Genomic DNA, 12,263 nt, shown 5'->3' on the forward strand with positions numbered 1-12,263 from the left:
CTCCTTCTCAGGCTTGAACGCGCAGGACGAGCTTGCCACGGGTGCGGTTCGACTCGCCGCGGCGGTGCGCCTCCGCGACCTGGTCGAGCGCGAACGTCTCCGCGACCTCCACGTGCACCCCGCCTGCGTCGATCAGCTCGGCGATCCGGGTCAACGCCGGACCGTCCGGCTCCACGAGGAACGGCGAGACGCGCATGCCCTTCGCCTCGCCCGCGGCTGCCAGCTCCGGGGCCACGCCGCCGGGAACCGCGACGAGCAGCCCGCCGGGCCGCAGCACGTCGAGCGAGCGCGTGCTGGTGCTGTCGCGGGTGTCGCCGACGAGGTCGATCACCACGTCGACGTCGGAGATCGCTTCCTCGAAGCGGACCTCGGTGTAGTCGACGACCTCGTCGGCGCCGAGCCCGGTGAGCCACTCGTGGCCAGTGGCGCGGGCGGTGCCGATCACGTGGGCACCGAGGTGCTTGGCGAACTGGACGGCGAGGTGGCCGACACCACCGGCGGCGGCGTGGACCAGGACGTGCTGGCCCGCGGTGACGTGGGCGGTGTCGACCAGGGCCTGCCACGCGGTCAGCGCGGCGAGCGGGACTCCGGCCGCCTGGTCGTGGCTCGCGGCGGCGGGCTTGCGGGCGAACTGGCGGGCCGGGGCGGTCACGTACTCGGCGTAGGCGCTCGCCGCACGCGGGAACCACGGCATGCCGTAGACCTCGTCGCCCTCCTTCAGCGTGGTGACGCCGAAGCCGACCTTCTCCACGACGCCGGAGACGTCCCAGCCGAGGATGAACGGCGGCTCGCCCAGCACCCCCGCCATGCCACCGCCCGCGCGGGTCTTCCAGTCCACCGGGTTGATGCCCGCCGCGTGCACCTTCACCCTGACCTCGGTCGGCAGCGGTTCCGGGCGCGGCACCTCCCGCACCGAGAGCACCTCAGGGCCGCCGATGACGTCCTGGACGACGGCGCGCATCACTGAGTCGGACACTGTGAACTCCCTGGAGTTGATCTCTTGCTTGGCTCCAGCACGGTATCGCCGTGGTTATAGTTACCCGCAAGGGCAACTACTTCCCATTGGGAAGTGTCGAGGTGAGGGGCTTGCGATGACGACAGTGTGCCTGACTGGGCAACACGCCGACCACGACGTGTACGCCGCGCAGTGCCCGTGCCGGGCGATGCTCGACCTGCTGGCGAACAAGTGGTCGGCGCTCGCGATCGGCGCGCTGGAGGAGGGACCGCAGCGGTTCGGGCAGCTGCAGCGGCACCTGCAGGGGGTCAGCCCGAAGGTGCTCACCCAGACCCTGCGCCGGCTGGAGGAGTTCGGCCTGGTCGACCGCACCGTCTACCCCGCCGTGCCGTTGCACGTCGAGTACTCGCTCACCGAGCTCGGGCACAGCGCGGCCGTCCCGCTGCGGATGCTGCGCGTGTGGGTCGAGGACAACATCGACGACGCCGCGCGGGGCGGCGCACCGGCCGCCTCCTGCGCGACCTGACTCAGCGGCGCGGGCGGTTGTCCACGATCCGCTTCATCTTGCCGACCGAGCGCTCGATCCCGCCCGGCGCAACGACCTCCACCGCGACCGTGACGCCGATGGAGTTCTTCACGAGCCGCTGGAGCTCGGCCCCGGCGTCACCGGCTGCGACATCACCTTCTGCGACATCACCTTCTGGAGCGCCCTCGCGGTGCTCCACCAGGACGGTCAGGTCGTCGAGGCTGCCCGTGCGGCTCAGCACGCACTGGAAGTGCGGCGACAGCACGGGAACGCGCAGGATCAGCTCCTCGATCTGGGTCGGGAAGAGGTTCACGCCGCGCAGGATGATCATGTCGTCGGTGCGGCCGGTGATCTTCTCGATCCGCCGCATCGTCCGCGCGGTGCCGGGCAGCAGCCTCGTCAGGTCGCGGGTGCGGTAGCGGACGACCGGCATGGCCTGCTTGGTGAGCGAGGTGAACACGAGCTCGCCCTCCTCGCCGTCGGGCAGCACCTCGCCGGTGACCGGGTCGACGACCTCCGGGTAGAAGTGGTCCTCCCAGACGTGCAGGCCGTCCTTGGTCTCCACGCACTCGCTGGCCACACCCGGCCCGATCACCTCGGACAGCCCGTAGATGTCGACGGCGTGCATGTCGAGGCGGCGTTCCACCTCGGCACGCATGTCGTTGGTCCACGGTTCGGCGCCGAAGATGCCGACCTTCAACGACGTCGAGCGCGGGTCGATCCCCTGGCGCTCCATCTCGTCGATGATCGACAGCATGTACGACGGCGTCACCATGATGATGTCCGGCTCGAAGTCGCGGATCAGCTGCACCTGGCGTTCGGTCATGCCGCCGGACACCGGAACCACGGTGCAGCCCAACAGTTCCGCGCCCGCGTGCGCGCCGAGCCCGCCGGTGAACAGGCCGTAGCCGTAGGCGTTGTGCAGGACGTGCCCGGCCCGGCCGCCGGCGGCGCGGATGCTGCGCGCCACCACGGAAGCCCACGTGTCGAGGTCGTCCCGCGTGTAGCCGACGACCGTCGGACGGCCGGTGGTGCCGGAGGACGCGTGCACGCGGACGACTTCCTCGCGCGGCACCGCGAACATGCCGAACGGGTAGTTCTCGCGCAAATCGGCCTTGGTGGTGAACGGCAGCTTCGCCAGGTCCTCCAACGACTTCACGTCGTCGGGGTGCACGCCGGCCGCGTCGAAGGAGGCGCGGTAGTGCGGCACGTTGGTGTAGGCGTGCCGGACGGACCACCGCAGCCGTTCGAGCTGCACCGCCCGCAGCTCGTCCACCGACGCCGTCTCGATCGGCTCCAGGTCGCCCGGCGCCGGGCTCAGGTCCAGCATCGCGTCCTCCTCGGTCGCCCGTTGCCCGGCACGGTAGTTGACCGAACGAACATCCGGTGAGGGACGTCCGGCATGACCGGCGATGGCGAACCACCGCCGACCGCTACAGGTCCGCCAGCGCCGACTTGGGGTTCTCGACGCAGTCGGCGACGAACCGGATGAACCCGCCCGCCGTACCACCGTCGCAGACCCGGTGGTCGAACACGAGCGACAGCTGCACGATGTGCCGCACCGCGATCTCACCGTCGACCACCCACGGCCGGGGCAGGATGCGGCCCATGCCGAGGATCGCGACCTCGGGGTGGTTGATGATCGCGGCGCTGCCGTCGACGCCGAGCACCCCGTAGTTGTTGAGGGTGAACGAACCCGAGCTGAGCTCGGCGGCGGTGGCGGTGCCCTCGCGCGCGGCGGTGGTGAGGCGGCGGATCTCGGCGTCGAGGCCGCGCATGCTCAGCCGGTGCGCGTCCTTGACGGCCGGGACGACGAGACCGCGCTCGGTCTGCGCGGCCAGCCCGAGGTTGACGCCGTCGAGGTGGGTGATCTCGCCGCGCTCGGTGTCGACGCGGGAGTTCAGCTCGGGGAAGCGGGCGAGTCCGGCCACCACGAAGCGGGCGACCATGGCGAGGATTCCAGGTGCCGCACCGGTTTCCTTCAGTTCGGTGCGGAGGTCGAGCAGGGCGGTGGCGTCCACGTCGACCCAGGTGGTCGCTTCGGGGATCTCGGTGCGGCTGCGGGTGAGGGTGGTGGTGACGGCCTTGCGCAGGCCGGTCAGCGGCACTCGGGTGCGGATGGGGAGGCCGGTGCGCTGGTCGACGTGGCTCGCGGCGGGGACGGCCGGTGCGGGGGTGGCCGACGCGGGCGAGACCGGCGCCGGGCAGCAGGTGCGGAGCCAGCCGGTGCGGGCGAGACCGGCGGGGCAGCAGGCGCGGGGGGGGGCGGATGCGGGCACGGCGAACGCGGCTTCGACGTCGCGTCGGGTGATCAGGCCGTCGGGCCGGTGCCGGTCAGCGCGGTGAGGTCGACGCCGTTGTCCCGGGCGAGCCGGCGCACGATCGGTGACTGGACGGCGGGGCGTTCGCCGTTGCGTGCGGGTGAAGCGGCGGCGGGTGCGGCGGTAGCCGCAGGCGCGGCGGTAGCCGCAGGCGCGGCGGTAGCCGCAGGCGCGGCGGTAGCCGCAGGCGGCGGTAGCCGCAGGCGCGGCGGTAGCCGCAGGCGCGGCGGTAGCCGCAGGCGCGGCGGTAGCCGCAGGCGCGGCGGTAGCCGCAGGCGGCGGTAGCCGCAGGCGCGCGGTAGCCGCAGGCGCGGCGGTAGCCGCAGGCGCGGCGGTAGCCGCAGGCGGCGGTAGCCGCAGGCGCGGCGGCGGGTGCGGCAACAGCGGCGGCGCAGGTGCGGCGGCGGTGCGGCAACAGCGGCGCAGGTGCGGCGGCGGGTGCGGCAGCGCCCTTCCTCCTGCGGCGCCGCGAGGTGCTCGTCTCCGCGGTGCCGTACCCGATCAGGACGTTGCCGGATCCGGCCCGCTCCTCCTCGACGTACGTCTGCGCGGCCGCCTGTGCGGTCGCCTGCGGGGCGACGTCCACCGGCGCCACCGGCTGCCCGGCGCTCACCGAGATCAACGGCGACCCCACCTGCAGCGTCGCGCCCTCCTCCCCGTGCAGCTGCGCGATCACGCCACCGAACGGCGAGGGCACTTCGACCATCGCCTTGGCCGTCTCGACCTCGGCGACCGGTTCGTCCACCGCCACCGGGTCGCCGGTGCGCACCAGCCACCGGACCAGCACGGCCTCGGTCAGGCCCTCGCCGAGGTCGGGCAGGTCGAACACCCTGGTGCTCATGCGGCGTCCTCCCACTGCAGCGTGTCGACGGCGTCCAGCACCCGGTCCACGCCCGGCAGGAAGTGGTGCTCCAGCTTCGGTGGCGGGTAGGGGATGTCGAAGCCCGTGACGCGGCGGACCGGTGCCTCCAGGTGGTGGAAGCAGCGCTCGCCGACCCGTGCCGCGACCTCCGAGGCCACCGACGCGAAGCCGGGTGCCTCGGCGACCACGACCGCGCGGCCGGTGCGGCGGACCTCGGCGCAGACCGTCTCGTCGTCGAACGGGACGATCGAGCGCAGGTCGACCACGCCGAGGTCCCTGCCCTCGGTCGCGGCCTGCGCGGCGGCGGCCAGGGCGACCGGGACGGACGGGCCGTAGGCGATCAGGGTGGCGTCGCGGCCGGGGCGGCGGACGACCGCGCGGCCGATCGGCGGGACCGGCAAGGAGATGTCCACCTCCTCCCTGGCGAAGTAGTGCTTCTTGGGTTCCAGGAAGACGACCGGGTCGGAACCGGCGATCGCTGCTCGCAGCAGGCCGTAGGCGTCGGCGTTGGTGGCCGGTGCAACGACGGTCAGGCCCGGCGTGTGCGCGTAGTAGGCCTCGGACGAGTCGCAGTGGTGTTCCACGCCGCCGATGCCGCCGGCGTAGGGGACGCGGATGACGATCGGCAGCCGCACCTTGCCGCGGGTGCGGTTGCCCATCTTCGCGACGTGGCTGACGATCTGCTCGAACGCCGGGTAGGCGAAGGCGTCGAACTGCATCTCGACGACCGGGCGCAGGCCGTTCATGGCCATGCCGACCGCCATGCCGACGATGCCGGACTCGGCGAGCGGGGTGTCGAAGACGCGGTTCTCGCCGAACTCGCGGTGCAGCCCGTCGGTCACCCGGAAGACCCCGCCCAGCTGCGCCACGTCCTCGCCGAACACGACCACGGAGTCGTCCTCGGTGATCGCGTCGCGCAACGCGGCGTTGATCGCCTGCGCCATCGTCATCTTCTCGGCGCTCATCAGGCCTCCTCGAACTCGAGCTCGGCCCGCAGCGCCGCGCGCTGTTCCGCCAGCTGCGGCGTGGGGGTGGAGTGGACGTGGGCGAAGATCTCCTCGGGGTCGACGGGCGTCTCGCCGCCGACTCCGGCGCGCACCGCCGCGGCCATCTCCTCCGCGGCCGCGGTGATCTCCTCCTCGCGCCGGGCGTCGAGCGCGCCCACCGCGGTCAGGTAGGTCCGGACCCGCAGCAGCGGATCACGCGGGAGCCACTCGCTCACCTCGTCGTCGGCGCGGTACCGGCTGGCGTCGTCGGCGTTGGTGTGCGACTCGATGCGGTAGGTGTCGGCCTCGACCAGCGTCGGCCCCTCCCCTGCTCGGGCACGGGCGACGGCCTCGCCGAGCACCTTCTCGAGCGCCGGCAGGTCGTTGCCGTCGACCCGCACGCCGGGCATGCCGTAGCCGATCGCCTTGGCCGCGAGCGAGGGCGCGACCGACTGGCGCGCGAGCGGTACCGAGATCGCGTACTTGTTGTTCTGCACGAAGAACACCACCGGTGCGCGGAACACGGCGGCGAAGTTGCAGGCCTCGTGGAAGTCGCCCTCGCTGGTCGCGCCGTCACCGCACAGCGCCATCACGACCGTGTCCTCGCCCTTGAGGCGTGCGGCGTGACCGACGCCGACCGCGTGCAGCAGCTGCGTCGCGAGCGGGGTGGCCTGAGGCGCGACCTTGTGCACGTTCGGGTCGTAGCCGCAGTGCCAGTCGCCGCGCAGCAGCGTGAGCACCTCGACCGGGTCGACCCCGCGGGCGGCGATAGCGGCCGTGTCGCGGTAGGTCGGGAACAGCCAGTCGCCGTCCGCGAGCACCGACGTGCAGGCGACCTGGCACGCCTCCTGTCCGCGTGAGGACGGGTAGACGGCCAACCGTCCCTGCCGGACCAACGCGCCGCACTGCTCGTTCAGCCGGCGGGCGAACACGAGCTTGCGGTACCCCTCGGCCAACGCCTCGACGTCCGGCTTCGGCGCTCCCCTGACCAGCCGGCCCTTCTCGTCCAGCAGCCGGGCCGGGGTGATGGCCGCCTTGAGCTGACCGGCACTCATCCGCACCTCCACGAGCAGTTGCACCAGGCCCGAATGTTGCCTAGATCAGCCGCCAATCGACTAGATCCACGCGAAAGTGCGAGACGATTGGCTTCAAGCGTCGATTCAGCTGATCCAGTTGGACCGCCGGGCCGCCCTTTTGCCCTCGGGAGTGAGACACGTGGACACGGAGCTGGACGACATCGACCGCCGGATCCTGCGCGAGCTGGAGGCGGACGGCAGGTTGTCCGGGCGTGCGCTGGCCGAGCGCGTGACGATCTCGCGCGCCAACGCCTACGCCCGGTTCGAGCGCCTGGTGGCGGACGGGGTGATCACCGGTTTCACCGCGCGGGTCGACCCGGTGAAGGTCGGGCTGACGACGTCGGCGTACGTGGCGATGACGGTGCGGCAGAACAACTGGCGCGATCTGCAGGTCCAGCTGCGCGCGATCCCGGAGGTGCGGCACATGGCGCTCATGGGTGGCGAGTTCGACGTGATGCTGCTGGTGCGGGCGGAGGACAACAACGCGCTGCGCCGGGTGGTCCTGGAGCAGCTGCAGACGATCCCCGGTGTGCTGTCGACGAAGACGTTCCTGATCTTCGAGGACGCCGGGAACTGAGTCGCGCGTCACATCCGGTGGAAGCTGACACCGGTGTCAGCGCATAGCTTCGAACTGTCAGCGAGGTCAACGGTTCAGGAGCTGTTCACAGTGAGCAAAGCGTTGGGGTACAAGAGTTTTGGTGGGTCCGACGTCCAGGAGTTCTTCTCCCGCCCCGATCTCACGCCCAGCCCGGTCGAGGTGCTGGTCCAGGTGGCGGCCGCGGGCGTCAACCCGGCCGACCACAAGCTGAGGTCGGGCGAGGCACCCGACCTGAACGGCCACCTGCCGTTCCCACAGGTCCTGGGCTTGGAAGCGGCCGGGACCGTGCTCGCGGTCGGCGCCGAGGTGACCGGCCTGGCCGTCGGCGACCGGGTCACCGGCTTCGCGCTGACCGGCGCCGGCACGTACGCCGAGACGACCCTGCTGCTCGGCGCGGCCACCGCGCGCATCCCCGACGCGCTGCCGGAGACGTGGGCCGCGACCATCCCCGTCGCCGGCACCACCGCGCTGGACGTGCTCGACCAGCTCGACCTGCCGGCCGGGTCCTCGGTGCTGGTCAACGGGATCGGCGGCGGGGTCGGCATCGCGGTGGCCCAGATCGCGCGGGACCGCGGCCTGGTCGTCACCGGCACCGCCGGCACCGCCAAGCGCGACCTCGTCACCTCGACCGGCGCATCCTTTGTGGACTACACCGGCGGCGACGTCGTGGAACGGTTGCGGGCGCTGGCACCTGAGGGTTTCGACGCCGCGGTCGACACGGTCGGCGGCCCGTCGCTGCACGAGATCGCCGGGCTGGCCAAGGTGCTCGTGTCGGTCGGGGACCAGTCGGTGACCGAGCTCGGCGGTGCGACGGTCGAGCGCCGGGTCGACCGGTCGGGCCTCGAGCGCGTCGCCGAGCTGATGGTGACCGGACGGCTCGACCCGCACATCACCGCGACCTACCCGCTCGCGCAGGCCGACGAGGCACTCGCGCTCGTGGAGTCCAAGCACGCCACCGGGAAGGTCGTCATCGACCTGCGCCTCTGACCGCGCTCAGGCGGCCCCGAGCTGCCGCCGGAACTCGGTGTTGATCGCGATCAGCTCGTCGAGGGCAGCCCTGGTCTCGACGAGCCGGTCGATGTCGGCGGTCAGCCGGTCGCGCTCGCCGAGCATCGTGGTGAAGGCGTCCTCGGCGACGGCCACGTCGTCGCTGCCCACGCAGGGCATGACCTGGGCGATCGTCCTGCTGCCCAGCCCTGCCTCGAGCAGCCGCCGGATCAACTCGACCCGCGCGACCTCCGACCCCGAGTAGTGCCGCTGCCCGCCGACGGAACGCGTGCTGTGCAGCAACCCCTGCTGTTCGTAGTAGCGCAGCGAGCGGGCGCTGACGCCGGTCAGCCGGGAAAGCTCACCGATCTTCATCGTGGCGGAGGAAGAGGTCGTGGTCACGGAACTCAGCGTAGCCCCGCTTCCGGCACCTCGGCCGGGCTCGGACCGCCCCTCTCCGGGCCGCCAGTCCGGGCCACCACCGCGACCCGCGTGGCGATGGTCGCGGCGTGCAGCGACTCGGCGACGTCCGGGCCCGGCAGGGTGAAACCGACGACCACCCCGCGGTCCTCGTCGACGACCATGCGCGTGGCCGCGGTCGCCCTCGGCGTGCAGGGAGGAGCCGGCGGTGGCGGCGAGGTCGTGGTCGACGACCCGGATGCGCAGGCCGGCGGCTTCGGCGGAGACAACGCCGTGCGCGGCCTGGTCGAGACCGCCGCCAGTGGTTCCTCGACGTCATCACCGAGCTGCTGGCCGGCATCGGCGAGCAACCGGCAGAGCCCGCCGCGCGGCACTTCGTGATGCTGCGCGACGGGGCGATGGCCGCCGGGTGCCTGTACGACCCGGAGCTGGTCTGCGAGACGTTCCTGCGCCGGGGTCGACGGTCTGCTCCGGGCACATGCGCTGGGGCGGACCGAGAACCGCTAGCCCAGGCCGAAGAACGTGCCGAGCAGCTCCGCGGTGTTGACGTGGTGGCTGGTCCTGCCGACGATTGCGGGCGCGCTTGTGGGACCGGGAACCGTGTGCCCGCCTTGGTGAACGGTGTACAGCGCGACCGGCGGGCGGCCGTCCTCGCGGTACTCGGTCAGCTCCACCTCGGTGGGATCACCCGCGGAGGTCTTGGGCAGGCGGGTCACAGCAGGAGCAGCGGTGATGCCGTTGCGCGCGGCGAAGTACTCGGCGGTGCGGAACGCGGACCAGTTGGAACCGCCGACCTTGAACAACTTCCGTTGCCACCACCCGAAACTGCCGCCGTCGTAGGAGACGATGGTGTCCTTCATGCCGTGAATCACCAGGAGCGGCAACGGAGTGGGTGACGGGTCGGCGGCCAGGAAGTTGTCCGGCGCGGGCATGGTCGCGGCGATCACGGCCGCACCGGCGAGCAGGCCCGGCGCCTCGTGGACGAGCCGGATCACCATCTGGCCGCCGTTGGAGTAACCGGCCGCGAACACCCGCCGCGGGTCGACCCGCCCTTGTGCCACAAGGACGTCGACGACCGCGCGGGCGAAACCGACGTCGTCCGTCCCGGCCTTGCGAGCGGGGAAGTGGCTCTCCCGCCGGGCGTCGTTCCAGTTGCCGCGGTACCCGTCCAGGTAGGCGACCACCGCCCGGCCCGACTCGGCCAGGGCGTCGAACATGCCGCCGGTGAACTTCCGGTGGACCTCCCCGGTCTGCCGGGAACCGTGGAACACCAGCAGGAGCGCGCCGGCGGCACCGGCTCCGACCGTGGTGAAGGTGCGGGTCGTGCCGGCGACGTCGACGCTGTCGCGCGTCCCGGCCGTGGTGGAGGACATGCGTGATCCTTTTCAGTGGTGCTTCACGGCGAACAACGGCTCCAGCGCCGTCAACCGGGGCAACGGGACCCCGAGCCGGCGCGCGTCGGCCAGGACGTCCCGCGCGTAGACGCCGGCCAGCTCCCCGCTCGTGTGACCCGCACGTTCCAGCTCCTCTGTGAGGAAGCTGAGCATGTTCTTGCCGCCGAGCACCTTCCGCAGCGCGAAGCCCAGCAGTACGGCCGGAACCCGTGACACGACCGCCGCGCCCAGCCGCGGCGTGCCGCCCTTGGCCTTCAACAACGGCACCATCTCGCGCATCAGCAGGAAGACGTCCCTGGCCGCGGTGCGCGACCGCGCGAGCTCGGCCCGTCCGCCGACCGCCAGGCCCTGGGTGAGCAGGCCGGCGTCCATGATGAAGTGGAACCAGAGCCAGCTGCGGAAGTCGCGGCTCTGCGACACCGCGAAACCCGCGCCGCGGAACAGGTCGCGGACCGCCTGGTAGCGCGCACCGCGGTTCGAGTCGTCGACGAAGCCCAGGAAGACGTTCTTCACGACCCCGCCGCGCAGCGTCGACCCGTCGAACCCGCCGCCACCTCCGGGGAAGCCCCACACGACCTGGGAGGCCGGCAGGGCGGAGACCACGGCGGCGGGATCGGCCCACACGTTGCCGAACATCAGCACGGTCGCACCACCAACACGGGTGCTCAGGAACTCGACCGCGTCGTCCAGCTGGTCGTGGTTGACGCTCAGGACCACCAGGTCGTAGTCGGCGTCCACGTCCTCGCGCAGGGTGGTCGGCCACCGCTCGGTGACCGCGGCCCCGCGCTTCCGGCCGTCCCTGATCCGCAGGTCGACGGCGGGAGGCAGCTGGGCCGACCGGCCCGGCCGGACGTAGAACTCCACCTCGTGCCCCGCCTTCGCGAACGCCCACCCGTACAGCGTCGCGATCGTGCCGCGTCCGAACATCAGAATTCTCATCATTGTTCCTAAGCTGGTGAAAATGGGTTACCAGGTGACCGGGAGTGCTTTCACGCCGTAAACGGCGCTCATCGCGCGGAACTCGACGTCGTCGTCCGCTATCGCGAGCGAAAGCGCCGGGAAGCGCTGGAGGAGTGCCGGAAAGGCGATGCGCATCTCGAGCCGGGCCAGCGGCGCGCCGAGGCAGTGGTGCACGCCGTGGCCGAACCCGAGGTGGCCGATCTCGCCGCGGGTGATGTCGAACCGGCCCGGGTCGGCGACGACCTCGGGGTCCCGGTTGGCGGTGTGCAGACCGACCTGCACGACGTCGCCGGCGCGGATGGTCACGCCGGCCAGCTCCACGTCGGTGGTGGCCCTGCGCTCCACGCCGTTGTGGACGATCGAGAGCCACCGCATCAGCTCCTCGACCGCGGGGTCGACGGCGGCGGGGTCGTCGCGGACGGCGGCGAGCTGGTCCGGGTGGCGCAGCAGCGCGAGCGTGCCGAGCGCGAGCATGTTCGCGGTGGTCTCGTGCCCGGCGACGAGCAGCAGCAACGCGAGCCCGCCCAGCTCGGCCGTGGTCAGCTCGTCGCCGTGGTCGCGCACCAGCATCCCGAGCAGGTCGTCGCCGGGGTCCCGGCGGACCCGCACCACCAGGCCCGCGAGGTAGTCGTGCAGCTCACGGGAGGCCGCGTCGCGTTCGTGCTGCGGCCGGGCGAGGTCCATGCTCCGCGCGGTGCGCTCCTGGAACTCGCCGCGCTCGTCCCACGGCACCCCGAGCAGCTCGCAGATCACCAGCGACGGCACCGGCAGCGCGAAGTCGGTCACGAGGTCGGCCGGCGGTCCCGACCGCTGCATCGCGTCGAGGTGGTCGGTGACGATCCGCTCGACGCGGGGCGCGAGGAGCCGCATCCGGCGGTGGGTGAACTGGCCGGTGAGCATCCGGCGCAGCCGGTGGTGCTCCGGCGGGTCGGTGAGGAGCATGTTGCCCGCGGTGCCCTCACCGGATTCCGCGGGGGCGTTGCTGAACGTCGCCGAGTCGGCCAGCACCGCCTTCACGTCGGCCTGGCGCGTCACCAGCCACGCCGATCCCCCCTGCCACCGAACGCGCCGGACGCCGTCGCCCGTGAGCAGCTCCGGCACCGGGTCGAACCCGTCCCTGCGGATGGACAGCGGAACCTCGGCCGGATCGGTGCGCGTTTCTACCACGAGAGAATCTC

At 72.0% G+C, this 12,263-nt stretch carries 13 protein-coding genes and 2 pseudogenes; 3 read left to right on the forward strand and 12 right to left on the reverse strand.

Features of this window, described 5'->3' with window-relative positions:
• Positions 1-7: 7 nt before the first annotated feature.
• Positions 8-961 (reverse strand): NADP-dependent oxidoreductase, encoded by a 954-nt coding sequence (locus BBK82_RS41885; protein WP_065919869.1) that lies wholly within the window; start codon positions 959-961, stop codon positions 8-10.
• A gap of 130 nt (positions 962-1,091) precedes the next feature.
• On the opposite strand from BBK82_RS41885, the gene BBK82_RS41890 reads away from it, so the two are divergent.
• On the forward strand, positions 1,092-1,481 hold the full coding sequence (locus tag BBK82_RS41890; RefSeq protein WP_065919870.1) for a winged helix-turn-helix transcriptional regulator: 390 nt from the start codon (positions 1,092-1,094) through the stop codon (positions 1,479-1,481).
• Between the two features lies 1 nt (position 1,482).
• Here the strand turns inward: BBK82_RS41890 and paaK are convergent, their stop codons facing one another.
• From paaK to BBK82_RS41920, 6 genes and pseudogenes are all read right to left on the reverse strand, one after another.
• A complete protein-coding gene (gene paaK / locus BBK82_RS41895) occupies positions 1,483-2,811 on the reverse strand; it encodes a phenylacetate--CoA ligase PaaK (RefSeq protein ID WP_065919871.1) in 1,329 nt (442 codons plus the stop codon).
• A gap of 103 nt (positions 2,812-2,914) precedes the next feature.
• Positions 2,915-3,622: pseudogene (locus BBK82_RS53300) on the reverse strand (dihydrolipoamide acetyltransferase family protein); the annotation flags it as partial.
• 170 nt (positions 3,623-3,792) lie between these two features.
• Positions 3,793-3,861, reverse strand: a complete 69-nt coding sequence (locus tag BBK82_RS57060; protein ID WP_418287549.1) for an E3 binding domain-containing protein — start codon at positions 3,859-3,861, stop codon at positions 3,793-3,795.
• Between the two features lie 617 nt (positions 3,862-4,478).
• Positions 4,479-4,643: pseudogene (locus BBK82_RS57065) on the reverse strand (biotin/lipoyl-containing protein); the annotation flags it as partial.
• The gene (locus tag BBK82_RS41915; RefSeq protein ID WP_065919875.1) at positions 4,640-5,629 is read right to left on the reverse strand and encodes an alpha-ketoacid dehydrogenase subunit beta; all 990 of its coding nucleotides are present in this window, start codon (positions 5,627-5,629) and stop codon (positions 4,640-4,642) included. The pseudogene BBK82_RS57065 and the gene BBK82_RS41915, both read right to left, overlap by 4 nt.
• On the reverse strand, positions 5,629-6,705 hold the full coding sequence (locus BBK82_RS41920; protein ID WP_065921801.1) for a thiamine pyrophosphate-dependent dehydrogenase E1 component subunit alpha: 1,077 nt from the start codon (positions 6,703-6,705) through the stop codon (positions 5,629-5,631). The genes BBK82_RS41915 and BBK82_RS41920 overlap by 1 nt, the downstream gene beginning before the upstream one ends.
• Positions 6,706-6,865: 160 nt before the next feature.
• On the opposite strand from BBK82_RS41920, the gene BBK82_RS41925 reads away from it, so the two are divergent.
• A complete protein-coding gene (locus BBK82_RS41925) occupies positions 6,866-7,303 on the forward strand; it encodes an Lrp/AsnC family transcriptional regulator (RefSeq protein ID WP_083268564.1) in 438 nt (145 codons plus the stop codon).
• A gap of 90 nt (positions 7,304-7,393) precedes the next feature.
• Positions 7,394-8,311 (forward strand): NADP-dependent oxidoreductase, encoded by a 918-nt coding sequence (locus tag BBK82_RS41930; protein ID WP_065919877.1) that lies wholly within the window; start codon positions 7,394-7,396, stop codon positions 8,309-8,311.
• A gap of 6 nt (positions 8,312-8,317) precedes the next feature.
• Here the strand turns inward: BBK82_RS41930 and BBK82_RS41935 are convergent, their stop codons facing one another.
• The 5 genes from BBK82_RS41935 to BBK82_RS41955 form a co-directional block, all read right to left on the reverse strand.
• The gene (locus BBK82_RS41935) at positions 8,318-8,713 is read right to left on the reverse strand and encodes a MerR family transcriptional regulator (protein WP_335618019.1); all 396 of its coding nucleotides are present in this window, start codon (positions 8,711-8,713) and stop codon (positions 8,318-8,320) included.
• Between the two features lie 5 nt (positions 8,714-8,718).
• Entirely contained in the window at positions 8,719-9,105 is a 387-nt protein-coding gene (locus BBK82_RS57070) for a hypothetical protein (protein ID WP_418287470.1), read from the reverse strand.
• 129 nt (positions 9,106-9,234) lie between these two features.
• Complete coding sequence (locus BBK82_RS41945) at positions 9,235-10,104, reverse strand: CE1 family esterase (protein WP_065919880.1); 870 nt, start codon at positions 10,102-10,104, stop codon at positions 9,235-9,237.
• 12 nt (positions 10,105-10,116) lie between these two features.
• Positions 10,117-11,067, reverse strand: coding sequence for a ketopantoate reductase family protein (locus BBK82_RS41950; protein ID WP_237047874.1), 951 nt, complete (start codon positions 11,065-11,067; stop codon positions 10,117-10,119).
• Between the two features lie 24 nt (positions 11,068-11,091).
• The gene (locus tag BBK82_RS41955; RefSeq protein WP_065919881.1) at positions 11,092-12,252 is read right to left on the reverse strand and encodes a cytochrome P450; all 1,161 of its coding nucleotides are present in this window, start codon (positions 12,250-12,252) and stop codon (positions 11,092-11,094) included.
• Positions 12,253-12,263: the final 11 nt, after the last annotated feature.

Source organism: Lentzea guizhouensis, from assembly GCF_001701025.1.
Taxonomy (GTDB): domain Bacteria; phylum Actinomycetota; class Actinomycetes; order Mycobacteriales; family Pseudonocardiaceae; genus Lentzea; species Lentzea guizhouensis.

Excerpts from the sequence above, each read along its gene's own strand:
- BBK82_RS41945 (WP_065919880.1), bottom strand. The coding sequence starts at position 10,104 with ATGTCCTCCACCACGGCCGGGACGCGCGACAGCGTCGACGTCGCCGGC.
- BBK82_RS41885 (WP_065919869.1), bottom strand. The coding sequence starts at position 961 with ATGCGCGCCGTCGTCCAGGACGTCATCGGCGGCCCTGAGGTGCTCTCG.
- BBK82_RS41920 (WP_065921801.1), bottom strand. The coding sequence starts at position 6,705 with ATGAGTGCCGGTCAGCTCAAGGCGGCCATCACCCCGGCCCGGCTGCTG.
- paaK (WP_065919871.1), bottom strand. The coding sequence starts at position 2,811 with ATGCTGGACCTGAGCCCGGCGCCGGGCGACCTGGAGCCGATCGAGACG.
- BBK82_RS41890 (WP_065919870.1), top strand. The coding sequence starts at position 1,092 with ATGACGACAGTGTGCCTGACTGGGCAACACGCCGACCACGACGTGTAC.
- BBK82_RS41915 (WP_065919875.1), bottom strand. The coding sequence starts at position 5,629 with ATGAGCGCCGAGAAGATGACGATGGCGCAGGCGATCAACGCCGCGTTG.
- BBK82_RS41950 (WP_237047874.1), bottom strand. The coding sequence starts at position 11,067 with ATGATGAGAATTCTGATGTTCGGACGCGGCACGATCGCGACGCTGTAC.